Annotated in this window: 18 protein-coding genes; 5 read left to right on the forward strand and 13 right to left on the reverse strand. The window is 67.9% G+C overall.

Annotation, left to right across the window (positions count from 1 at the left end):
• Position 1: 1 nt before the first annotated feature.
• Together hypF and D577_RS0109900 are read right to left on the reverse strand one after the other, a co-directional pair.
• Positions 2-2,350 carry a carbamoyltransferase HypF gene (gene hypF / locus D577_RS0109895; protein WP_018947321.1) on the reverse strand — a complete coding sequence of 783 codons (2,349 nt, stop codon included), beginning with the start codon at positions 2,348-2,350 and terminating at the stop codon, positions 2-4.
• A complete protein-coding gene (locus D577_RS0109900; protein ID WP_018947322.1) occupies positions 2,347-2,607 on the reverse strand; it encodes a hydrogenase maturation nickel metallochaperone HypA in 261 nt (86 codons plus the stop codon). Before D577_RS0109900 ends, hypF begins: the two co-directional genes overlap by 4 nt.
• Positions 2,608-2,993: 386 nt before the next feature.
• Between D577_RS0109900 and D577_RS0109905 the strand changes: the two genes are divergently transcribed.
• Entirely contained in the window at positions 2,994-3,311 is a 318-nt protein-coding gene (locus D577_RS0109905) for a hypothetical protein (RefSeq protein WP_018947323.1), read from the forward strand.
• Between the two features lie 92 nt (positions 3,312-3,403).
• On the opposite strand, the gene D577_RS0109910 is transcribed toward D577_RS0109905, so the two are convergent.
• The 4 genes from D577_RS0109910 to D577_RS0109925 all read right to left on the reverse strand — a co-directional run bounded on the left by D577_RS0109910 (position 3,404) and on the right by D577_RS0109925 (position 10,185).
• Complete coding sequence (locus D577_RS0109910) at positions 3,404-4,543, reverse strand: acyl-CoA desaturase (protein ID WP_018947324.1); 1,140 nt, start codon at positions 4,541-4,543, stop codon at positions 3,404-3,406.
• An 84-nt stretch (positions 4,544-4,627) separates the two neighbouring features.
• A complete protein-coding gene (locus tag D577_RS0109915) occupies positions 4,628-4,837 on the reverse strand; it encodes a DUF3185 family protein (RefSeq protein WP_018947325.1) in 210 nt (69 codons plus the stop codon).
• Between the two features lie 148 nt (positions 4,838-4,985).
• Complete coding sequence (locus D577_RS0109920; RefSeq protein WP_018947326.1) at positions 4,986-7,229, reverse strand: bifunctional diguanylate cyclase/phosphodiesterase; 2,244 nt, start codon at positions 7,227-7,229, stop codon at positions 4,986-4,988.
• Complete coding sequence (locus tag D577_RS0109925) at positions 7,219-10,185, reverse strand: CheR family methyltransferase (RefSeq protein ID WP_018947327.1); 2,967 nt, start codon at positions 10,183-10,185, stop codon at positions 7,219-7,221. The genes D577_RS0109920 and D577_RS0109925 overlap by 11 nt, the downstream gene beginning before the upstream one ends.
• A 589-nt stretch (positions 10,186-10,774) precedes the next feature.
• Between D577_RS0109925 and D577_RS0109930 the strand changes: the two genes are divergently transcribed.
• A complete protein-coding gene (locus D577_RS0109930; protein WP_018947328.1) occupies positions 10,775-11,380 on the forward strand; it encodes a PEP-CTERM sorting domain-containing protein in 606 nt (201 codons plus the stop codon).
• A gap of 155 nt (positions 11,381-11,535) precedes the next feature.
• On the opposite strand, the gene D577_RS0109935 is transcribed toward D577_RS0109930, so the two are convergent.
• From D577_RS0109935 to D577_RS0109965, 7 genes are all read right to left on the reverse strand, one after another.
• Positions 11,536-12,015: a hydrogenase maturation protease gene (locus D577_RS0109935; RefSeq protein WP_077244580.1), complete on the reverse strand. Its 480-nt coding sequence runs from the start codon at positions 12,013-12,015 to the stop codon at positions 11,536-11,538.
• Positions 12,016-12,219: 204 nt separating this feature from the next.
• Complete coding sequence (gene brnA / locus D577_RS0109940) at positions 12,220-12,474, reverse strand: type II toxin-antitoxin system BrnA family antitoxin (protein WP_371180229.1); 255 nt, start codon at positions 12,472-12,474, stop codon at positions 12,220-12,222.
• A gap of 91 nt (positions 12,475-12,565) precedes the next feature.
• Entirely contained in the window at positions 12,566-13,864 is a 1,299-nt protein-coding gene (locus tag D577_RS0109945; protein ID WP_018947331.1) for a Ni/Fe hydrogenase subunit alpha, read from the reverse strand.
• The gene (locus D577_RS0109950; protein WP_018947332.1) at positions 13,861-14,649 is read right to left on the reverse strand and encodes an oxidoreductase; all 789 of its coding nucleotides are present in this window, start codon (positions 14,647-14,649) and stop codon (positions 13,861-13,863) included. Before D577_RS0109950 ends, D577_RS0109945 begins: the two co-directional genes overlap by 4 nt.
• Positions 14,646-15,506 carry an FAD/NAD(P)-binding protein gene (locus D577_RS0109955; RefSeq protein ID WP_018947333.1) on the reverse strand — a complete coding sequence of 287 codons (861 nt, stop codon included), beginning with the start codon at positions 15,504-15,506 and terminating at the stop codon, positions 14,646-14,648. The genes D577_RS0109950 and D577_RS0109955 overlap by 4 nt, the downstream gene beginning before the upstream one ends.
• Positions 15,496-15,969, reverse strand: coding sequence for a cyclic nucleotide-binding domain-containing protein (locus tag D577_RS0109960; protein WP_018947334.1), 474 nt, complete (start codon positions 15,967-15,969; stop codon positions 15,496-15,498). Before D577_RS0109960 ends, D577_RS0109955 begins: the two co-directional genes overlap by 11 nt.
• A complete protein-coding gene (locus D577_RS0109965) occupies positions 15,966-17,078 on the reverse strand; it encodes a sulfite reductase subunit A (RefSeq protein ID WP_018947335.1) in 1,113 nt (370 codons plus the stop codon). Before D577_RS0109965 ends, D577_RS0109960 begins: the two co-directional genes overlap by 4 nt.
• A 217-nt stretch (positions 17,079-17,295) precedes the next feature.
• Between D577_RS0109965 and D577_RS0109970 the strand changes: the two genes are divergently transcribed.
• The 3 genes from D577_RS0109970 to D577_RS0109980 all read left to right on the forward strand — a co-directional run bounded on the left by D577_RS0109970 (position 17,296) and on the right by D577_RS0109980 (position 21,747).
• Positions 17,296-18,303 (forward strand): 2-hydroxyacid dehydrogenase, encoded by a 1,008-nt coding sequence (locus D577_RS0109970; RefSeq protein ID WP_018947336.1) that lies wholly within the window; start codon positions 17,296-17,298, stop codon positions 18,301-18,303.
• 94 nt (positions 18,304-18,397) lie between these two features.
• Complete coding sequence (locus D577_RS0109975) at positions 18,398-20,407, forward strand: CocE/NonD family hydrolase (protein ID WP_026289003.1); 2,010 nt, start codon at positions 18,398-18,400, stop codon at positions 20,405-20,407.
• A gap of 38 nt (positions 20,408-20,445) precedes the next feature.
• A complete protein-coding gene (locus D577_RS0109980) occupies positions 20,446-21,747 on the forward strand; it encodes an acetyl-CoA carboxylase biotin carboxylase subunit family protein (protein ID WP_018947338.1) in 1,302 nt (433 codons plus the stop codon).
• Positions 21,748-22,044: the final 297 nt, after the last annotated feature.

Here is a 22,044-nt window from a genome sequence, read left to right on the forward strand (position 1 = left end):
CTCAGTCTCCGTCGGTGGTTCGCACGGGCGAGGTCGCCCGTCTTGCAATCACGGCCTGGCCGGTCGCCAGCCCGCCGTCGCCGGGCGGGATGCGCTGCGGCCAGAGCGGGCGGAAACCGGCCGCCCGCAGGGCGTCCACGCATTGTTGCAGCAAATGCCGATTCTGGAAGCATCCGCCGGTCAATGCCACGGTTTCCCGGTTATTGGCGCGGGCCGCCGCGACCGCGAATCCCGCGAGCGCCCGGTGCAGCCGCGTGGCCATGCGTGCGGGCGCGTCCACCGGCCGCGCCGCGCGTTCCGCGAGCAGGGCATCGACCAGCGGGGCCCAGTCGCCCTGCCAGGGTGCAAGATCGGTATCCAGCGGGATCGCGTCTGGATCACCGTACCGTGCCCGGTCGTCCGGGTGCCCTGCCGCTTCCGCGGCTTCCTGTACGTGTAGCGCGGCCTGCCCTTCGTAGCCGGCGGCGATGCGCAGGCCGCTGAGTGCCGCGACCGCATCGAACAGCCTTCCCGCACTGGAGGTCACCGGGGCGTTGATCCCCCGGTCCAGGCAGGCGAGCAGCGGCCGCCATTCCGCTGCGGTGAACAGGGCGCGCGCGGGGCTGGCCTCGAGGGTCGCGCGATCGCCGTGGTACCGGGTATGCAGCAGACCCAGCAGCGCGCGCCGCGGTTCGCGCATCGCGGCCTCGCCCCCGGGCAGGCGGAACGGTCGCAGATGCCCGCTGCGGCGCCAGCTACCGTCACGGTCGAGACTCAGGCACTCGCCGCCCCACAGCGTGTCGTCGTCGCCCAGCCCGGCCCCGTCCCACACCAGGGCCAGCGCCGGTTCGCGCACGCCGTGCTCCGCGAGGGCAGCGACCGCATGGGCATGATGATGCTGTACCCGCGTGAGCGGCAGGTTCCAGGTTTCGGCCAGGCGCGTGGAGGCGTAATCCGGGTGCCGGTCGCAGGCGACCCGTTCGATGTCCACCCCGCAGAGCTCCCCCAGCGCCCGGGCCTCGCGGTTCAGCCGCTGTAATGCCGTGTCGCTTTCCAGGTCGCCGACATGGGCGCCGACCACCACTTCATTCCCGAGCGCCAGGGCGGGCGCGGCCTTGAGCTGCCCGCCCAGGGCCAGGGTGACCGGCGCGGGCGCAACCGCGGGCTCCCCCGCAGGTAGTGGCACGCGCGTTGGCATGCAGCCGCGCCCCAGTCGCAGGCACTGGGGTTCGCCGGCGGCGACCTGGAACACGGAGTCGTCCAGCGCCCGTGCGACCGGCCGGTCGTGATCCAGGATCGCGTCCGCGATATCGCCCAGCCGGGCAACCGCCTCGTCGCCCTCCATGCACAGGGGCTCGCCGCTGCGGTTCCCGGAAGTGCAGACCACCGGCTCGCCGAAGTCGTCCAGCAGCAGGACATGCAGCGGGGTGGACGGGCGCATCAGTCCGCGACGTCCGAGCCCCGGGGCGACCCCCTCGGCCAGCGGTGCCTCCGGCCGGCCCTCGACCAGTACGATGGGGGCCTCCGGGGATTCCAGCAGCGCCCGCTCGACATCGTCGATGCGGGCGAGCGTATCCGTTTCGGCCCGACCCGGCAGCATGATCGCCAGTGGTTTCTCCGGCCGCTGCTTGCGCCGGCGCAGCCGCGCGACCGCTTCCGGACGGGTGGCATCCACCAGCAGCTGGAAGCCGCCCGTCCCCTTCAGGGCCAGAATGCCCCCTTCGCGCAGGGTGTCCACCGCCGCGCGCAGGGCGTCGTCGCCGGTGCTCCGCGCGCCCCCGTCCGGCGTGCGCAGCGTCAGTTGCGGGCCGCAGGCGGGGCAGGCCATGGCCTCGGCGTGGAAGCGCCGATCCTCCGGATCTTCGAACTCCGTCCGGCAGGCCGGGCACAGCGGGAACGCCGCCAGCGTGGTGTGGGCCCGGTCCCAGGGCAGGTCGGTCGCGATGCTCCAGCGCGGTCCGCAGTCGGCACAGGCGGTGAACGGATAGCGGAACCGCCGCGCAGCCGGGTCACGGATTTCGGCCCGACACGCCGGGCAGGGCGCGCGGTCAGGGGCCAGTGCGGGAGCGCCCCCGCCGGCGGCATGATGGGTGCGGACGTAAAAATCCGTATCGCCGAGCGGCGGAATCGTGGTGGCGGTGATCAGGTCCACGCGTGCGGCCGGCGGGCCGTCCTCCTCCAGGGAATGGCGGAAGGACTTCAGTGCCGCCTGCGGCCCTTCGATCTCGATCACGACCCCTTCCGCGGTGTTCGCGACCGCCCCCGTCAGCCCCAGCCGACGGGCCTGACGGGCGACGAACGGCCGGAACCCGACGCCCTGTACCCGGCCTGCGACGATCAGGCGCCAGCGCGCACGGGCGCGGTCGTTCACACCACGTCCAGGTTCCGCAGCAGGATCTGCTGGGCTTCGGGGTGGGTCTCGTCGTCCGAGGTCTCCACCTCCAGTTCGGCGCCCTCGGCCAGCGTGCCGCGGGTGCCGTCCTCGAAATGCTCGCGGAAATGCTCCGGCGTGATATGCGACAGCGCCCCGAGCCACACCCGGACCCGGGTCACGCGCTCGGCGTTGTTGTCGGCCGCCACCTGTTCGATCTTGCGCAGCAAGTCGGCCATCAGCGAATGTTCGTGCATGGTTCAGTGTCTCCCCGTCCCGGTTTCCTTAAGGTAGACTGGTTCCTTCCTATAATGGCTGCAGGGAGGCGGCATGGAAAAGAACGAAACCTGGAAACCGTCGATGTTTCTGCCAGGGAAACACTGATCCATGTGCACGTTCGCGCTCGAGTCGCTTTTGCGTGCGAACAAGGCGCGGTGACCGCCGTGCAGCATTCTGCACAAGGGAGCCGCAACGCCGTGCGCGCGCCCGTTTTGATCAACAACGGGCGGCCGAGCCCCTTCGGGGTTGGCACCCCGGGTTCCTCGATCCGGCGTTGTCCTCTCCATCCCGTTCGCCGCGGATGTCATCCGGCATGTTCGACGGGTACGGGCGGCGGACACCCACTGAACGGAGCCCGACATCCATGCAGATCCACATCGACACCCCCGACCTGATGACCCGCGTGCGGCTCGAATCGCGCTGGCGCGCGGCCGGTGCCGAAGTGACCGGCAGCGGCGAGCCCGCAGCCCCCGACCTGATCGTGATCGACCTGGGTGCACGGGACGTCGCGAGTGTGTCGACCTGGCGTGAACGCTGTCCGGGTGCCGCCATCCTCGCCTTTGGCCCGCATGTGGAAGGGAGCATGCTCAAGGCCGCGCGTGAGGCCGGAGCCGACGAGGTGGTGGTGCGTGGCAAGGTCGCCGATCGCGTGGCGAAAAAGATCGCCGACGACACGGCATAGCGTGACGGGGCGGCGGGCGCATGCCCGAGCTCGACCGGGGTGTCCGCTTCAATGGACTCCCCGGGTCCCTGAACTCCCGGGAGGGCACGGCGTCAGGCGGAAGCCGATGGCGTCCGGTGGCAGGCCGACAGCGCGCGCAGGCGGCGGCGCTGCATCTTGAGGCGATACTCCAGCTCCTTGAATCGGGTGCGCAGTTCCGTGCGCAGCCAGCGGTCGTTCAGGGCCTCGCGTCCGGCCCGCATGTTGTCCGCCTGCACCTGCTGCCACTGGTTCACCGTATCGCGGAAGTGCTGGTACTCGCGCTCCACGGTCGCGCGCCAGGTGTCGTGCATCGGCCCGGCCGCATCGGCGTTCAGCAGGCGGCGGAACTCGGTGTGCAGCCGCGCGCGCAGGATCTTGAAGCGCGGCGTCCAGCGCCGGTCATGCACCAGCCCCGTCCACGCCAGCAGGTTGATCAGCCACTTCGAGGGGTCGTACTGCCACCAGCGCACGCCGTTGCGGTAGTCGCCCTGAAAGGCATGGTGGAAGTTGTGGTACCCCTCGCCCCAGGTGAGCAACGCGACCAGGCCGTTGTCCACGGCGGTATTCTCGTCACTGTAGGGGCGCCATCCCCACCAGTGCGCCAGGGAGTTGATAAAGAACGTGAAATGGTGACTGAGCACCAGCCGCAGCACGCCCGCCAGCAGCAGCATGCCGATCACGTCCCCGAACACCAGCCCCAGCAGCAAGGGCAACCCCAGGTTCAGCCCCCACACCAGGGTCCAGTAGTGGCGGTGCTGCCACATCACCACCGGATCCTTCGTCAGGTCCTTCGCGCGCGAATAATCGGCCCGGCTGGCGGGCCAGTTGCGCAGCATCCATCCCATGTGGGCGTGCCAGAAGCCGCGCTTGATGGAATGCGGGTCGCGTTCCACGTCATCCACGTAGCCATGATGCACGCGGTGCCGGGCACTCCAGTTGTAGATGCTGTTCTGCAGCGCCAGCGCCCCGCAAAGCGCCAGAATCACGCGCAGCGGGCCACGCGCCTTGAAGCTGCGATGCGCCCACAGGCGGTGATAGCCGACCGTGATCCCCAGCCCGCTCAATACCAGGAACAGTCCGAAGAACAGCCAGGCTGCGCCACTGAAACCCTGTGTGAGACCCCACCAGGGCACCAGCGTGAGTGCGGCCAGATTCGACAGGGCGAAAAAGATGGCCGAGGTCCAGGCGACGGGAGGGGTGTGTGCGGACATGGAAAACCTGCTTGCGAGACGGAGGAGCAGGGCGCTCCTGCCTGTACGAGTAGGACAGCCCTGCACCCGGAAAATGCCCGGGGTTTAACGTTTGACGCCAAATATCGTCAGCAGCAGCCCCAGGACTACGGCCACACCGCCCCCGATGAAATACCACGTGGTTTCATCCGTGAACCGGCCGGTCAGGGTCTCGTGGGCCTGTTCGACCAAGCCCTGCGAAGTCTGCCAGCCAAAATAAAGAATCACGATCCCTGCGACCAGCAGGACGATACCGAGAATGCGAACCGGACTCATGGACTTTCTCCTTGCGCTCCGGTGTCATGGTTAGCGGGGTGCCAGCACGAACGTGCACCGGATCAGTGCTTCCCTGAAGTCTAGACCCTTGCCCGCGGGGTTGCCGACGACGGCCCCTGCTTCGCGCAGGCACGATCCCGGATCCGGATTATCGGGCTCTTCGGGTGCCCTGCAGCATGGCCCGGAAATCCTCCGCCTCGAGAGGATGCGCAAGGAGGAAGCCCTGGACACGGTCACAGCCGTGCGCCCGCAGCCAGGCCAGCTGCTGCGGGGTCTCCACGCCCTCGGCTACCGTCCGCAGGGCCAGGGCGCGTGCCATGGCGAGGCTGGCGCGGGCAATGGCTTCGTCGTTCTCGTCCGTGCCCAGCCCGTCCACAAAGGATTTGTCGATCTTGAGCTCGGCGAGGGGGAGCCGCTTGAGGTTGATCAGGGAGGAGTAACCGGTCCCGAAATCGTCGATGGCCAGGTGGATCCCCTGTTGGTGAAGCCTGCGGATCTCCTCGTGGACGATATCGGAGCGCTCGGTAAGCGTGCCCTCGGTGAACTCCAGCTGGAGCTGGTCTGCGCCGATGCCGTGGTGCGTCATGCACTGGAACAGCGCCGTGGCGAACTCCCCTTCCCGAAAGTCCCGGGGCGAGACATTGAAGGAGATCGGGGGCGGGTCGAGCCCGGCCGCCCGCCAGGCGCCGACCTGTTCGCACAGGATCTTCTCCACCCGCCGGCCCAGCTCGGTGATCAGGTCGGATTTCTCCGCAACGGGTATGAAGTGTCCCGGACTGACCGCTCCCCTCTCCGGGTGCTCCCAGCGCAGCAGGGCCTCCGCGCCCACGAGCCGTTCCGGATCGCCTGCGTCGAACTGGGGCTGATAGACGAGGCGCAGTTCGTCGTTGACCAGAGCCCGGCGCAGCGCGTCCTCCAGGCTGCAGTCTTCCATCAGGCGCCGGTGCAGTGCCGGTTCGTACAGACGCAGCCGGTTGCGGCCGTCGGCCTTGGCCCGGTACATGGCCATGTCGGCTGCGCGGGACAGGGTGTCCGCATCCTCGCCGTCGTCGGGGTACAGCGCCAGGCCGATGCTGCAGGTGACACGCAGGCTTCGGCCCCGGACTTCAAACGGGCGAGCAAGGGTCGCCACCAGGCGCCGGGCAATCGAGGCGGCTTCGTCGGTGTGAGTGTCGGCGAGGATGACCGTAAACTCATCGCCGCCCAGGCGCGCGATCGTATCCACGTCACGCACCACCTCCTGCAGCCGGGAGGCCACTTCGACCAGCAGCTCGTCGCCCACCTCGTGGCCCAGGGTGTCATTGATGGTCTTGAAATCGTCCAGATCGAGGAACAGCAGGGCCGCCTGTTTCCCGTCGCGCCGGGCCTGGGCAATGGCCTGGAGAAGTCGGTCCTGGAACAGGTTGCGGTTCGACAGGCCGGTCAGCGCATCGTGGTTGGCCAGGTATTCGACCTCCCGGTGGGAATCCTTGAGCTGGCTGATGTCCGAAAAGACCGTCACGAAGTAACGGGGCTGGCCGACATCGTCATCCACGCGGTTGATGGTCAGCCATTCCGGGTAAACATCCCCGTTCTTTCGCCGGTTCCAGATCTCCCCCTCCCAGAATCCGCGCTGGTTGATGCCTTCCCACATTTCTTCGTAGAAGGCCTGGCTGTGGCGTCCGGATTTGAGCAGGCGGCCGATTTTGACGCCCATGGCGTCGCTGCTGGTGTAGCCGGTAATGCGGGTGAAGGCCTGGTTGACGGTCTGGATGCGGCCGGCCGGATCCGTCACCACGATGGCCTCGCCGGCGTCCTCGAACACATGGGCCGCGATCCGGAGCTGATCCTCCGCGCGGCGGCGTTCCGTGATATCCATGAGGGCACAACGGAACCGGGCCTCGGCGGCGTCCTTGTTGCGTTCCGCCACCGTGTCCATGCGCACGGTCCGCGGGCTTGAGCCGTCGCCCACCAGGTTCAGTTCGTCCACAACATGGGCCTTCCCCGCGCCGGTCAGTGCACGGCGGTGCAGGTGCAGTGCATCCTGGGATTCGGTGGCCACGAAAGCGGACAGGGGCTGGTCGGTGACATCGGTTCCCGGGGCGAGGAGTTCGGTGGCGGCCCGGTTGGCCTCCCGTATCCGACCCTCGTCGTCCAGGATCAGGTAACCCATCGGGGCCTGCTGGAACAGGTCCCGGTAGCGATCCCGGGCGGTTTCCAGGTGGTCCCGTGCCTGTTGCAGCACCTCGTTCTGGATCCTCAGCTCCTCCTGATGCAGCTCCAGCTCCGCCACCAGGGCCCGGGTATCCGCATCGGTCCGTTCGGAGATGTCCGTCAGGCCGCGCCCCAGGCGCTGACGGGCCGCTTCGCGCAGGGCCTCGGGCGGAAGGGGTTTCGGGTCGTCATGGTCCATGGTCGGGGCTCCTTGCGGCGGGTTCCGGGGCCCGGGACACCGGTCTCCGGAACTCCATGGTGAGCAGGATCATGCTCGCGTCGTCCTCCAGTTCCAGGCGACGGCCGTTCAGGAGCAGGCCGGTCGACTCCGGGTCGCCGAAATCCGCTGTCAGCTCGAAGTCGTGGAAGGCCTTGTTCTGCGGCAGGACCTCGGTCAGCAGGGCCCGCAATTCCGGGTGGTTCCACTGCCCGTCTGCCAGCTTGAACAGGCTTCGGCCTTCCACCGACTCCGGGGTCAGGGGGAAGCTGCGATAAAAGCCGTCGTTGGCGGACACCACCCGCAACTCCGAATTCAGCACCAGCAGGGGCTCGCGAACGGTGTCGACGACCGCCCGGAAGAATGCCTCGGGACGGGCTACCCCCTGAGCGGCCTGAATGTCCTGGAAGGTACACACCACCCCGCGGATCACGTTCCGGGTGCTGCGGTAGGGCTGGATGCGCAGCAGATACCAGTGGCCGGTCTGCGTCTGCACCTTCACCTCGCGGGGGATAAGGCTGTCCAGAACCGCCTCGGCGTCCGCCTCGAGGGAGTCGTAGCAAAGCCTGGTGGTCAGCTCCCTCAAAGGGCGGCCGATGTCGGAGGGGCGTACCGCGATCAGGGTCTGCGCGGGCATGGTAAAGCGCTTGATGTTCAGGGATTCATCCAGGAACAGGATGGCGAGGTGGGTGCTCTCCAGGAGGTTCTTGAGGTCATCGTTGGCCTCGGTCAGGTCATCCACCCGGGTCTGCAGCTCGGTATTGACGCTGCGCAGCTCCTGGTTGAGGGACTCGACTTCCTCCTTGGCAGCTTCCAGCTCCTCGTTGCTGCTCTGGTGCTCCTCGTTCATGGACTGCAGTTCTTCGTTAAGGGACTGCAGCTCCTCGTTGGAGGACTGCAGTTCCTTGACCGCGAACTGCTTGTCCTGACGCAGGGCCTCCAGCTCCCGCTTCAGCCGGGTTGCGTCCGCGGTATTGCCGCCTTCCGGGGCGGCTGCCGTCGCACACGATTCAATGGATGCTTCCGCCGGGTCCACGGCAGGGACCGAATGCAGGGCCACCAGGCGGAATCCCGAAAGGGCGGCGGGTGTCCGGATCCGCCGGACTTCCAGCCGGACCGGCTCGGTATCGCCGTTGGTCTGGACCTGCACCTCGCGGGTCACGTGATCGGTATCGCTGCCGGTCACGTCCTTCAACGCCTGGGACAGCGGCGCCCGCAGCCCCGGCCGAGCCATCTCCAGGATCTGATTCCGCGCGGGGCCGCTGGCGGGTTCCAGGAAGCGCCCGGTGCGTCCGTGAATGTACACCACCTCCCCGCGGTCATTGACCACCACTGTCGGCGGAGCGAACTGCAGGGCCAGCAGGCGTTCCACATTGCGGGCGAGGCTGTTCCCGGTTCCGGTGGCCGGGCTGTCGCTGCTTTCCTGGGAGGGCAGTGCCCGATGGTGACGGCTGGGCCCCGGCATCTCCGGCAGGAGCGACGGCAGGCCCCCCTCGGCGACGCGGAAGATCCGGCTTTCCTTGTCCGCGACCGAGAAGGCCTCGCTGTGGTAATCCGGGCTTTCCGATGCGCCCAGCAGCAGCAGACCCTGGCTGCGCAGGGAGTAACGGAACAGCGCCAGGAGACGCTCCTGACGGTCACGCTCCAGATAGATCAACAGGTTGCGGCAGGTAATGAGATCCAGCCCGGTGAACGGCGGGTCCTGCAGCGCGTTGTGCTCGGCGAACACCACCATGTCCCGCACCTCCCGGCCGATCCGGTAGGCGTCGTTTTCGGCCGAGAAATGCCGGCGCACCCGTGCCTCGGTCAGATCCTGGGCAATGCCCGCCGGATAGCGTCCCGCCCGTGCGATGTTGATGGCCGCCTGATCCACATCGGTGGCGAAGATCCGGACCTCCGGGGCCTGCTCCCAGTGCTCGATACATTCCCGGACGAGGATGGCCAGCGTGTAGGCCTCTTCCCCGGTCGCACAGCCCACCACCCAGGCGCGGAACTCCTGCCCCGTCCGGGCTGCCCGTTGCAGCATGGCCGGCAGCAGCTTCTCTGCCAGCGTGGTCCAGACGGGGGGATCCCGGAAGAAGTTGGTAACACTGATCAGGAACTCCTGAAAGAGCAGGTCGATTTCCTCGGGATGCGTCTGCAGATAGGTCAGGTATTCCTCGGCATCCACGATCTGCCGCAGGTCCATGCGCCGTTCCAGGCGGCGATGCAGGGTGCTGGTCTTGTACCCGGAAAAATCGTGGCCGGTGCGCTGCCGGACCTGGTTCAGGATCCGGGCCAGCAGGTTTTGCGGGATCAGAGGGGCATGATCCGCCAGGGCCTTCTGGCGGTCACCCCGGGAACGGAGATAGCCGGTCAGGGTGGCTGGCATGTCGGCCGCGGGCAGCACGTAGTCCACCTGCCCGGTGGCGATGGCATTGCCCGGCATGTCGCCGAACTCGGCGGTATCCGTGGCCTGGGCCATGACCATGCCCTCGCGCGACTTGATGGCCTGGACCCCGAGGGTGCCGTCGCTGCCCGTTCCGGAGAGAACAATCGCGATGGCCCGGTGTGCTGCCCCCTCCGCCAGTGAACGGAAGAGGGTATCAATGGGGTGGGGAGGGCCGTTGCCGGGGCGTTCCAGGGGGTCGCGCGAACGCATCAGCTGTCCCCGGACCAGGACCCAGCCGTCGTCCGGAAGCGCTACATACACGCGGTCCGGCGCCAGCGCCTCGCCTTCCTCGACCATCTGTACCGGCAGGGCCGTGTGCGGCCCCAGGATCTCCGGCAGCAGACTGCGTTCGCCCCTGGGGTGGTGGGTGACGATGACGTAGGCCGCCCCGGTGTCGGCAGGCAGGTGGGCCAGAAGGGACTGAAGGGGCTGGAGTGAACCCGCGGAGCCCCCGACACCGACGATTGGCAGGGCCTGGACTGTGGGATCATCGCTCGGTGGCGGCATGGACTGCTCTCGGACGGCGGAACGGGTTTGCTGATACCCACATACTAGGGAAACACTGATCAATGTACACGTTCGCGCTCGAGCCCCTGCATTTAATGACTTGTGGGGGTGGCACCCCGGGAAGCGGGCCCCGGATGTTTTTCACCCCGCAGCGGCCATGCTCGCACCGACAGGCTGTCCGATCGCTTTACAGCATCGGGCCGCACCCGCACGCCCGGGCCCGGGCAGCGCCGTTGGCCACGCCCATCGAACCCGGGGAGGAATCCGGCCGTATGTCGCACCACACCAGTCATTGCGGCACATCCGCCCGCACCGCGCGAGCCCTCCGGCCGTGCTCTTCGTCGTCCCGGGGGGCTGTCCACATACTTTACGGTTCGTGGTCGCCCCTGTGCCCCTGGTTGGGCCCCGAAACGCAAGCCTTTGTTCTCAAAGGGGGAGAGGCCGCCCATTCCGTCGGGCGCGAATGTTGCATATCCATGTATGAGTGCAGCACCCAAACCACAATCTGCCCTCGCATACCATGGAGGTAGCTATCATGGACAAGACAGTTTCGCGCAGCGGAACCCTCGCTTTTCTCCTCGCGGGCAGCATGCTCGTGGCTGGACCGGCTTCCGCCAGTTTGATCAACTGTTCGGACGTCGACGGGGGCCTGGAAAACAAGGTCAATCCCAACCAGGGCTGCCAGATTCTGGAGCCGCTCGATGGCAACCAGAATGACAGCCCCACGCTCATCAACAATACCGCGTTCTTCGACTACTCGGACTGGTCGTTCGACGGCAAGTACGACGATGACGGCGACGCCCTTACACCGGACCCGGGTGACCCGGCCACCATTGTGAGTTTCGACGGTGACGCCGAGAGCGGGACCTGGGGTCTGGTGGACCTCGATTTCTGGGCCAGTTTCGATAACCTGATGATGGTCTTCAAGGATGGCGGCAATACCAACCTGGTCGCCTATGACATCACAACCGGAGCCCTGAATGGAGACTATGCCACCCCGTTCACCAGCCCGCCGTTTCCGTTGCCGGGCCAGGGCAACGACCGCGACATCTCGCACGTCTCGATTTACTACCGGGACAACGGACATGGCGAAATCCCGGCGCCCGGCTCGCTGCTTCTCGTGGGTCTCGGTCTCGTGATGCTTGGCTGGTCCCTGCGCCGGCGCAAGAAGCCGGCCCCGGGATTGATGGCATAAGTCCCTGAGGATTCAGCCCCAACGGGCCCCGGAAGCGATTCCGGGGCCCGTTTCACGTGCGGCCCGGCTTCGCGCGCCGGTCTGTGCGGCCTTTCCCGTAACGCCTGCGGGCTGCGGAAGGGGGTGGCGCATTTCTGGCTTTGGGCTGAACCGATTCAGGGAGCCGGGCGGGATCGGGATACAGCCTCGTCGAGGTCCTCTGTGATCCGGGTGACGACCCGGGCAAGGGTGTCGAGGGTCTCGGGTGAGAGACACGCGCCGTCCTCAAGGCGGGCGGGTTCGATGCCGTGGACGATGAGAGTTTCCGGGAGCTCGCCGAGGGAACGGGCGAGTTCCACGGCCTCGGCGAGGCCGATGCCGTGGGAGGAGTAACGGGCGCCGCGCGGCAGGGGCTCGCGGGCGTCCAGCCGGTGCAGGGTGCCGGGGGCGGCGCCGGTGACGATGGCATCGACGAGGATCACCGGATCATGTCCCTGCCACAGCTCCATCAGTTCGGCAGGCTCGCCGTGGCTCTTGGCGGTGGCGAGGCCCGGGGTGTCGGCCAGCGCGTCCACCACGGCATGGCCGATACCGTCGTCGCCGCGCCAGGGGTTGCCGATGCCGATGACCAACGGCCCTTTGCCGGTGATTGGCACGGCGGGAGCCGTAGCCAATCCCTTTTGCGGGCGTTCCCGGGCTATGGGGGTGTTTCGTGCCGCCCGGACAATTTCTTCGCGGCGCCCGTCGCTCAGATCCGAGTGCCGCTCTTCGGTCTCGGAGGCCGAAAACAGCGGTTTTTCCTGAGGGTTCTGTCCGGATGGTCGTGCCACGGGGCGCTCCCGGTCGATACCTGGCGGTGGCTAACGGGGCGTGCCCTCGCTTTTCCGGGCGGCAGTGGTCGTTTCCAGCCGCTCCGCAAGCCAGATCTTGATGATCGACTGGCGGGTGACACCCAGTCGGTTGGCTTCTCGGTCCAGCGACTCGATCATCCAGTCCGGGAAGTCCACGTTTACCCGCCGCTGTTTGCGGAGCGGCCGCTGGGCCCCGGATAGATCGAGGGCATCGGTCATCTCTTCTCCGCTGTCAAAGCGCTCGTCAAATGTCTTCGCTTTCATATGAATGAATGGTATAGAAATTATACCTTTACTCTAACAGAACGACGATCTTGGCTCGCGCAGAATCAAGCGTCCCGTCTTGTGCTGGGCCTCACTGGCGGTCGACGGTGAGGTCGAGGAAGTGGGTGGCGCAGGAGATGCAGGGATCGTAGTTGCGGATGGCGACCTCGCAGTGGTGGCGCAGTTCGTCGTCCGGCAGGTCGAGGTGGGTCTGCACCAGTTCGCGCAGGTCGGCCTCGATGGTGGGCTGGTTGACCGAGGTGGGCGGGACGATTTTCGCATCGGTGATCAGGCCCGCGTCGTCGGTAGTGTAGCGGTGGTAGCAGATGCCGCGCGGGGCCTCGGTGGCGCCGAAGCCGGTGCCGGCGCGCGGGGTGACCGGCAGCGCGGGTTCGCCCGGTGCGGTCCGGTAGCCGTCGACCAGGCGCAGGGCCTCCTCGAAGGCGAGCACGATCTCGATCATGCGCACCTGGATGCTGCGGAACGGGTTGCGGCAGGCCGCGCCCAGCCCGGCGCGCTCGGCCAGTTCGGCGGCGCGCGGGGTGAGGCGTTCGCGGTTCAGGGCGAAGCGCGCCAGCGGGCCCATGAACACCGGTTCGCCGCTGTCGGAGCGGTGGCTGTGCAGGGCGTTGGAGTGGGCCACGTGCTCCTCGGTGAAGACGTCGTCGTAGTCGCGGATGGCGGCGTCCAGGCCGCTGGCGGAGCCGAGGCGGCCGTGGGTGATCGGGTATTCGTCCGGGTGGACCAGCGACACGAACTCGTAGTCGCGCTCCAGGTTCGGGTAGTCGAGGGTGGCGAGGAATTCGGCCACCTCGCAGGACGCCTCCAGGCCCCAGGCCAGCTCCTCGCGCAGGCCGGCGACCTCGTCGGGCGTCGGCGTGCGGTAGAAGCCGCCGACCCGCAGGTTGACCGGGTGGATCTCGCGCCCGCCCAAAAGGCGCAGGATGGAGTTGCCGATCTTCTTGATGCGCAGGCCGTTGCGCACCATGTCCGGGTGGTCCTTCGCGGCGGTGACCGCATCCGGATAGCCGAGGAAGTCCGGCAGGTGGAGCATGAATACATGCAGGGCGTGGCTCTCGATCCACTCGCCGCAGTAGGCCAGCCGCCGCAGGTCCTGCAGCACGCCGTCCACGGTCACGCCGCAGATGTCCTCCATCGCCAGCGAGGCGCCCATCTGGTAGGCGATCGGGCAGATGCCGCAGATGCGCGCGGTGATGTCCGGCGCCTCGCGGAAGTCGCGCCCGCGCAGGAAACTCTCGAAGAAGCGCGGGGCCTCGAAGATCGACAGCTTCACCTCCTCCACGCGGTCGCCCTCGGTGCGCACGTACATCGCGCCCTCGCCCTCCACGCGCGCGAGGTAGTCGACTTCGATGGTGCGGGTCTCGCTCATGGTCCGTTTCCTGATTCCTGGCGCTCGCTCTCCTCGCGGAAGGCGTCGGCGCCGGCATTGAAGGTGCGGTAGAAGCGCACGCGGGTGGCGCGCTCCATGCCGAGGGCCTCCAGCTGCCCGGACAGGCCCGGCGCGTTGGGCGTCTCCTTGGGCCCGAAGCAGCCATAGCAGCCGCGGTTGCACCCGGGGCACAACGCGCCGCAGCCGGCGTGGGTGACCGGGCCGAGACAGGGCGTGCCGTGGGCGACCATCACGCAGACCTGTCCGGCCCGCTTGCACTCCTCGCAGACGCTGGCGCTGGAGACCTGCGGGCGCCGGCCGTAGAGGAAGGCGCTGACGACCTCCAGCAACTGGTACTTGTCGATCGGGCAGCCGCGCAGCTCGAAGTCCACCGGTACGTGCTGGCTGATGGCATCCGAGGTGGCCAGGGTCTCGATGTATTCCGGGTGGGCGTAGACCTGGCGGGTGAATTCTTCGACATCCGCGAAGTTGCGCAGGGCCTGGATGCCGCCGGTGGTGGCGCAGGCGCCGATGGTCACGAGGAACTTCGAGGCGCGGCGGATCTCGCGGATCTCCTCCGCCGCCTGCGGCGTGGTGATCGAGCCCTCGACCAGCGTCAGGTCCCACGGCCCGTCGATGCGGGTGCGCGTGGCCTCGGGGAAGTGGGCGATCCGGATCCGGTCGGTGACCGCCAGCAGCTCGTCCTCGCAGTCCAGCAGGCTGAGCTGGCAGCCGTCGCAGGACGCGAACTTGAACACCGCCAGGGTGGGCTTTTCCCGACTCATAGCTCGCGTATCCGGAAGGCCGGTTCCATCACCGGGTAGGGGAACACGGGGCCGTCACGGCAGACGAAGTGCGACCCGATCTGGCAGTGGCCGCAAAAGCCCACCGCGCAGCGCATGTTGCGCTCCATGGACACGTAGATGTCTTCCGGCTTCAGGCCGCGGCGCTCCAGCGAGGACGCGGTGAAGCGCATCATCACCTCCGGGCCGCAGACCATCGCCAGGGTGTTGCGCCGGTCGAAACCGCCGCGATCGACCAGCTGGGTGACCACGCCGACATCGCCGCGCCAGGCGGCAGTGCCGCGATCCACGGTGATGCGCAGATCCACATCGTCGCGGGCTTCCCAGGCGTCCAGCTCGTCGCGGAAGATCATGTCGCCGGGCGAGCGCGCCCCGTAGCAGACCACTATGCGCCCGAACTCCGAACGCCGCTGGAGCGCGGCGTGGATCACCGGGCGCAGCGGGGCCAGGCCGATGCCGCCGGCCACCAGCACCAGGTCGCGCCCGCGCGCCTGTTCCACCGGCCAGGCCGTGCCGAACGGCCCGCGCAGGCCAACCACCGCACCGGCCTCCAGATCCTGCATCGCGCGGGTCACGCTGCCCACCGCGCGGATGGTGTGCACGATGCCGCCGTCGTCGGTGGTCGCGGACACCGAGATCGGCACCTCGCCCACGCCGAACAGGTAAAGCATGTTGAACTGCCCGGGCGCCGGCGGCGGCCCCGGCTCCACGCCCGGTTCGGGGTACAGCGTCCAGCTGAAGACCTCGTTGCTGGCCACGTCGCGGCGCACCGAGTGGATGCGCCAGGGCTCTGGCGCCATCGCCTGATCCGGCAGGGTTGCAACCGCGTCAGGCGCCATGGCCGGGCCCTCCGTGGCTGTAGATATCCAGCGCCTGCAACCGCGCGGCCTGCAGGCGTTGCACGATCAGCGCGGCGAAGTGCTTCATCAGCACGTAGCCGAACGCCGGGTCGGCCTCCATGCGTTCGCGCAGCACGCCGGCATCGAAGTGCAGGGTTTGCAGATCGGTGATCGCTCGGGCGTCGTAACTGGCGCGGTACGGCGGCAGCAGCCAGGACCAGCCGAGGATGTCGCCGGGTCCCAGGGTCTGGAACGTTGCCCGGCCTTCGCGCAGGGGGCTCTCCAGCGCGACCTGCCCCTCGCGGATCAGCCAGAAGGTTTCCGCCGGTTCGTGGTCGCGCATCAGCCGCGTTCCGGCCGGGTAACCGCACTTGGCTGCGCAGGCCGCCAGCAGGCGCCGGTGTTCCGGTTCCAGGTCCTCGAAAAACGGCTGTTGGTCGATGATCGTCAGCAGCTCGTTCATGCCCGGCCCTCCGGGTCGCGGCGCACCGCGGTGACCTCCTCGGTGATGTCGATCCCCACCGGGCACCAGGTGATGCAGCGTCCGCAGCCGACACAGCCGGAGGTGTCGAACTGGTCGTGCCAGGTGGCCAGCTTGTGGGTGATCCACTGGCGATAGCGCGCGGCCACCGACTCGCGATGGGGCCCGCCGACCAGGTGCGAGTGCTCCTGGTTGAAGCAGGAATCCCAGCGCCGCACGCGCTCGGTGCGCTGGCCCTCCAGATCGGGCACCTCCTCGACCTGCGAGCAGAAGCAGGTGGGGCAGACCAGGGTGCAGTTGGAGCAGGACAGGCAGCGCTCGGCGGTCTCTTCCCAGCGCGGGTGCTCGAAGGTCCGGTTCAGCACCTCGCGGGCGTCACCGGGCATGCTCCGGCCCATCTTTTTCGGGGCCTCGGCCCACACGCGTTCGGCGGCGGCCTGCTCGGCGTCCGAGGCCGCACGCGGCTCCAGCCGGTCGAGCATCGCACGCCCCGCGTCGGATCCGGCCTCGGCGACCAGGAAGTGCTGGGTGGCGTCGATCACCTCGGTCAGCGCCAGGTCGAAGCCCTTGCGGGCGCGCGGGCCGGTGTCCATGGAGGCACAGAAGCAGGTGCCTCCCGGCTCGGCACAACTGACCGCGACCATGAACAAGTCCCGCCGACGGGCGGCATAGCCGCGGTCCTGCACCGCCTGGCCGAGGAACACCCGGTCCTGCACGTCGATCGCCGCCAACTCGCAGGCGCGCATGCCGATGAAGGCGCGGCGGGGGATGTCGGATACGCCGGGCTCGGTCACGAAGCTCCCGTCCGGCTGGCGGGTCAGCCGGAACAGGGTCTCCTCGGGGGGGAACAGGTACTTCTTCCAGGAATGCGGCCCGACCACGTAGCCGAACAGCGCGCCGTCCTCGCGCTCGCGCAGGCGGTAGTGCCCGGGGGCCTGCTCGTCGGTCCAGCCCACCGGCAGGTCCTCGAGGCCGCCCACCCGGTCGTAGACGATCGCGCCGTCGCGCCGTGTCGGCCCCACCACCTCGTAGCCATCACCGGCCAGCAGGCGGATCAGCGTATCCACGGCTTGTGGTGCGATCACTTCCATGGAATCCCTCCGGTGAATCCCGTCCCGTCCGGTCCGTCGCTGCGGTCCGGTCGGTCAGTTTCCATGGTGCGCCAAATGCGACGCAGGTTCTACCCGTCCGCCCGGGCGAGTCTGGCCATCGCGCGACCGTGGTCTGGCGCCCTGGCCGCTGACACGGCCGGGGTCCGGGTGTGCGATCCTGCACACGTCAAAGCAACCAGTCGCAGGAGGATTCCGGATGAAGGTGGCCGTATTCAGCGCCCAGCAGCATGACCATGAACACCTCGTGCCGTTAATGCGCGAGGCGGGGATGGAGCCCGTGATGGACGAACGTCGCTTGACCCCGGAGTCGGTCAACGATGCGGCCGGCGCGGATGCGGTGTGTGCGTTCACCAACGACGATCTGGGTGCGGCCACTCTGGACGGCCTGCATGCGCTGGGCATCCGCGTGATCGCCCTGCGCTGTTCGGGACACGACAACCTGGATCACGAGCATGCCGCCTCCCTGGGCATGCGAGCAGGCCGGGTGCCGGCGTATTCGCCCAGTGCGATCGCCGAGCATGCGGTGGCTCTGCTGATGACGCTGAACCGGCATACCCATTTCGCCTGGCAGCGCACCCGGCGCGGCGATTTCCGCCTGAATCACCTGGCCGGCTTCGACGTCGCGCAGCGCAACGTGGGCGTGATTGGTACCGGCAAGATCGGGGCGATCTTCTGCCGAATCATGCAGGGTTTCGGGGCCCGGGTCCGGGCGATGGACCCGTACCCCGATCCGGAGCTGCAGGCCGCCGGCGTGACCTACACCGATCTCGACGGTCTGCTGAGCGAATCCGACGTGGTCTGCCTGATGTGCCCGCTGACGCGCGACAACCGGCACCTGATCAACGCCGACACGCTGGCCCGCATGCCCCGCGGCGCGATCCTGATCAACACGGCCCGTGGCCCCCTGGTGGATACCGACGCGTTGGAGGCGGCGCTGGATTCCGGGCAGCTGGACGCGGCAGCCCTGGACGTCTACGAGGACGAGGGTCCGGTGTTCTTCCGTGACTGGTCCGGGACCGAGGGTGGCGTACCCGACGAACGGCTGGTGCGCCTGACGCAGCGCGACAACGTGCTGGTCACCGGGCATCAGGCGTTCCTGACCCACGAGGGCCTGACCGGGATCGCCGAAACCACGGTCCGGAATCTGCAGGTGCTCTCGCGCGATCCGGAGGGTCACGAGGAGTTGCCCGGCCGCCTGGTGTGAAGCCGCGCCGCATTGCGGACGCAGCGCTTGATTTTCGCCGGCCCGGCTAATATATCCCCGGTAAGGATGCCGCCACGGCATGGAGGTCAACAGCATGCACGAGGTCGACGGCGTAAAGCTCATCGAAAACACCTGGATCACGCTGAGCGACGGCTGCCGCCTGGCTGCACGCATCTGGCTGCCGGAGGATGCCGGGGACAACCCGGTCCCCGCGATCCTCGAGTACATCCCGTATCGCAAGAACGACCACAAGGCCCTGCGGGATGCAGAAGTCCATGGCTTCTTCGCGCGTAACGGCTACGCGGGGGTGCGTGTCGACCTGCGCGGCAGCGGTGATTCTGACGGGGTGCTGCCCGACGAATACCTGCAGCAGGAACTGGAAGACGGCCTGGAGGTGATCCGCTGGATCGCGCAGCAGCCGTGGTGTTCGGGCAAGGTCGGCCTGTTCGGTCTGTCCTGGGGCGGCTTCAACGGGCTGCAGCTGGCGGCCCTCCAGCCCCCGGAGCTGGGGGCGGTGATCTCGGTGTGTTCGTCGGATGACCGCTATGCCGACGACGTGCACTACATGGGCGGCTGCCTGCTGACGGACAACCTTTCCTGGGCGTCGACCATGTTCGGCTTCAACTCCTGCCCGCCGGACCCGCGGGTGGTCGGCGAGGATCGCTGGCGCGACATGTGGCGCGAGCGCCTGGAGGGGTCCGGCCTGTGGATCCGCAACTGGCTGGAGCACCAGCGCCGCGACGACTACTGGAAGCATGCTTCGGTCTGCGAGGACTACAGCGCGATCCAGGTCCCGGTGATGGCGGTCAGCGGCTGGGCCGACGGCTACTCCAATACAGTGTTCCGCCTGCTCGAGCACCTGCAGGTACCGCGCGCCGGGCTGGTGGGGCCCTGGGGCCACAAGTATCCGCACATGGGCGGCCCCGGACCGACCATCGACTTCCTCGGCGAATGCGTGCGCTGGTGGGACCACTGGCTCAAGGGCATCGACCGTGGCGTCGATTCCGATCCGATGGCGCGCTTGTGGCTGCACGACGCGCGCAGCCCGCTGGTGCCGGAGATCACCGGTGAGTGGGTCGCCGAGCAGTGCTGGCCCAGCCCCGGCATCCACTACCACGAATTCGGTCTGGCCCGGGGGCGCCTGGTCGCCGGCGGCGAACGCACCGACGAAGCGGAAACCCTGACCATCCGCAGTCCGCTGAGCGTGGGGCTGTTCGCCGGCAAGTGGTGTTCCTACGCCGAGACCACCGACCTGCCTTCGGATCAGCGCCTGGAGGACGGCGGCGCCCTGGTGTTCGAGACCGATCCGCTGGAACAGGATTTCGACCTGCTGGGGGACACCGAGCTGGAGCTGGAGATCGAGGCCGATCGTCCGGTGGCCCAGGTCGCCGCGCGCCTGTCCGACGTGGACCCGGAGGACCGGGCCACGCGCGTCACCTTCGGCATCCGCAATCTGACACATCGCGACGGGCACGAGGAACCGCAGCCGCTGGAGCCCGGGCGGCGCTACCGTGTCCGCTTCCGGCTGAACGAGGTGGCCCAGCGGTTCCGTCGCGGCCATCGTATTCGCCTGTCGGTCTCCAGTTCCTACTGGCCGCTGGCGTGGCCGGCACCGGAACCCGCACGTCTGACCCTGCATCTGGAAGGTTGCTGCCTGCATCTGCCGGAACGCCGGGCCGGCGCCCATACCCCTGTCCCGCGGGATCTCGGCGAGCCGCGGCATGCCCCCACCCCGGGGCATACCCTGCTGGCCCCGGCCCATCGCGAATGGAAGACCGAGCACAACCTGGCGACCAACGAGGTCGCCCTGAACGTGATCAACAACGACCCCGTGCTGCAGCTGCATGACAATGACCTGACCTTTGGCCGGGAGGTGCACGAACGCTACAGCTACCGCAGCGAGTCCTACGACACCGTGCGGGGCGAGGTGGTGCAGACCCGGCATTTCCGGCGGGATGACTGGTCGGTGCGCACCGTGACCCGCACGGTGCTCACCTCTACCCCCGACACCTTCCGGATCCGCGCCACCCTGGATGCCTACGAGGGTGACGTGCGCGTCTACGCGCAGAGCTGGGACGAGAGCATCCCGCGCGACCTGATCTGAAGCGGTCCGGCGAACACCGGGAAACCGGGAGGAGCGACATGAGCGAGAAGAAACACGTCTTTGTGGTCGGTATGGACGACTTCAACCGGGCCAAGCTGGAACGCCTGCCCCAGGCCGCCGAGTGCGAATTCCACGCGGCGCTGGATTTCGCCGACATCCGTAACGTCGATGCCTTCGATATGGGCGACCTGCTGGAACGTGCGGCCGCGCGTATCCAGCGGGCCGGGGTCCCGGTGGACGCCATCGTGAGCTTCTACGACTTCCCCGGCACCGTGATGGTCCCGTTGCTGGCCGAGCGCTTCGGCGTGCCCGGGCCCTCGCTGGAAGCCGTGCTCAAGTGCGAGCACAAGTACTGGAGCCGGCTGGAACAGCGCAAGGTCATCCCCGAGCATATCCCGCGCTTTCAGGCCTTCGATCCGCACGACGAGGAAGCGTGGTCGAAGCTCGGCATGCTGCCGCCGTTCTGGATCAAGCCGATCAAGTCGTTCCGTTCGTTCCTCGCCTTCCAGATCAACGACGAGCGCCAGTTCCGCTCCGTCATGCCGATCTGCCGCGAGAAGGGTGGCTTCATCGGCGCGCCCTTTGCCTGGCTGATGCAGCGCTCCGGCGCGCCGCCGGAAATCGCCGAGATGCCCGAGAGCTTCGTGGCTGAATCACCCATCGGCGGCTGGCAGTGCACCCTCGAGGGATACAGCTACAACGGGCAGGTGAATGTCTACGGTGTGGTCGATTCGGTGACCGAGCAGGACGGCTCCTCGTTCTCGCGCTACGAATACCCGTCCTCGCTGCCGCTGGAGATCCAGCACCGCATGATGGATCTCGCGCGCCTGGCGGTGCAGCAAACCGGCCTGGACAATTCGCCGTTCAACGCCGAGTTCTACTACGACCAGACCGGCGATCAGGTGTGGCTGCTGGAGATCAACCCGCGCATCTCCCAGGCTCATTCCGACATCTTCGAAAAGGTGCACGGCATCTCGCACCACTCCGTGATGGTGGACCTGGCGCTGGGACGCAAGCCGCGGCCGATGGAGCGCAACGGCGAGTTCAACGTGGCCGCGCATTTCATGTTCCGCACGCACGAGAGCGGCCGCGTGCGGCGGGTCCCCAGTGCCGAGGCCGTTACCCGGCTCAAGACCCGCCAGCCCGGCACCGAGGTGAAGATCCCGGTGCGGCCCGGCCAGCACCTCAAGGACCTTCAGGGCCAGGACATGTACAGCTTCGAGATCGCCAACGTGTTCATCGGCGGGCGTGATCGCGCCGACCTTCTGGACAAATACGACGAGGCCCTGTCGGTTCTGCAGTTCGATATCGAGAAGGACACCGAGGCGGTCATCACCTGACCCTCGTGCCGGATCGGCGAGAGGGCTCGCCTCCCACCGGTTGATGCCTCCTCGGGCCGGATCGGCGAGGGGGCTCGCCTCCTGCCGGTTGATGCCTCCCCGGGCCTGATCGGCGAGAGGGCTCGCCTCCCACCGGTTGATGCCTCCCCGGGCCGGATCGGCGAGGGGGGCTCGCCTCCCACCGGTTGATGCCTCCCCGGGCCTGATCGGCGAGAGGGCTCGCCTCCCACCGGTTGATGCCTCCCCGGGCCGGATCGGCGAGGGGGCTCGCCTCCCACCGGTTGATGCCTCCCCGGA

This window comes from Thioalkalivibrio sp. AKL17 (assembly GCF_000377885.1).
GTDB classification, from domain to species: Bacteria; Pseudomonadota; Gammaproteobacteria; order Ectothiorhodospirales; family Ectothiorhodospiraceae; genus Thioalkalivibrio; species Thioalkalivibrio halophilus.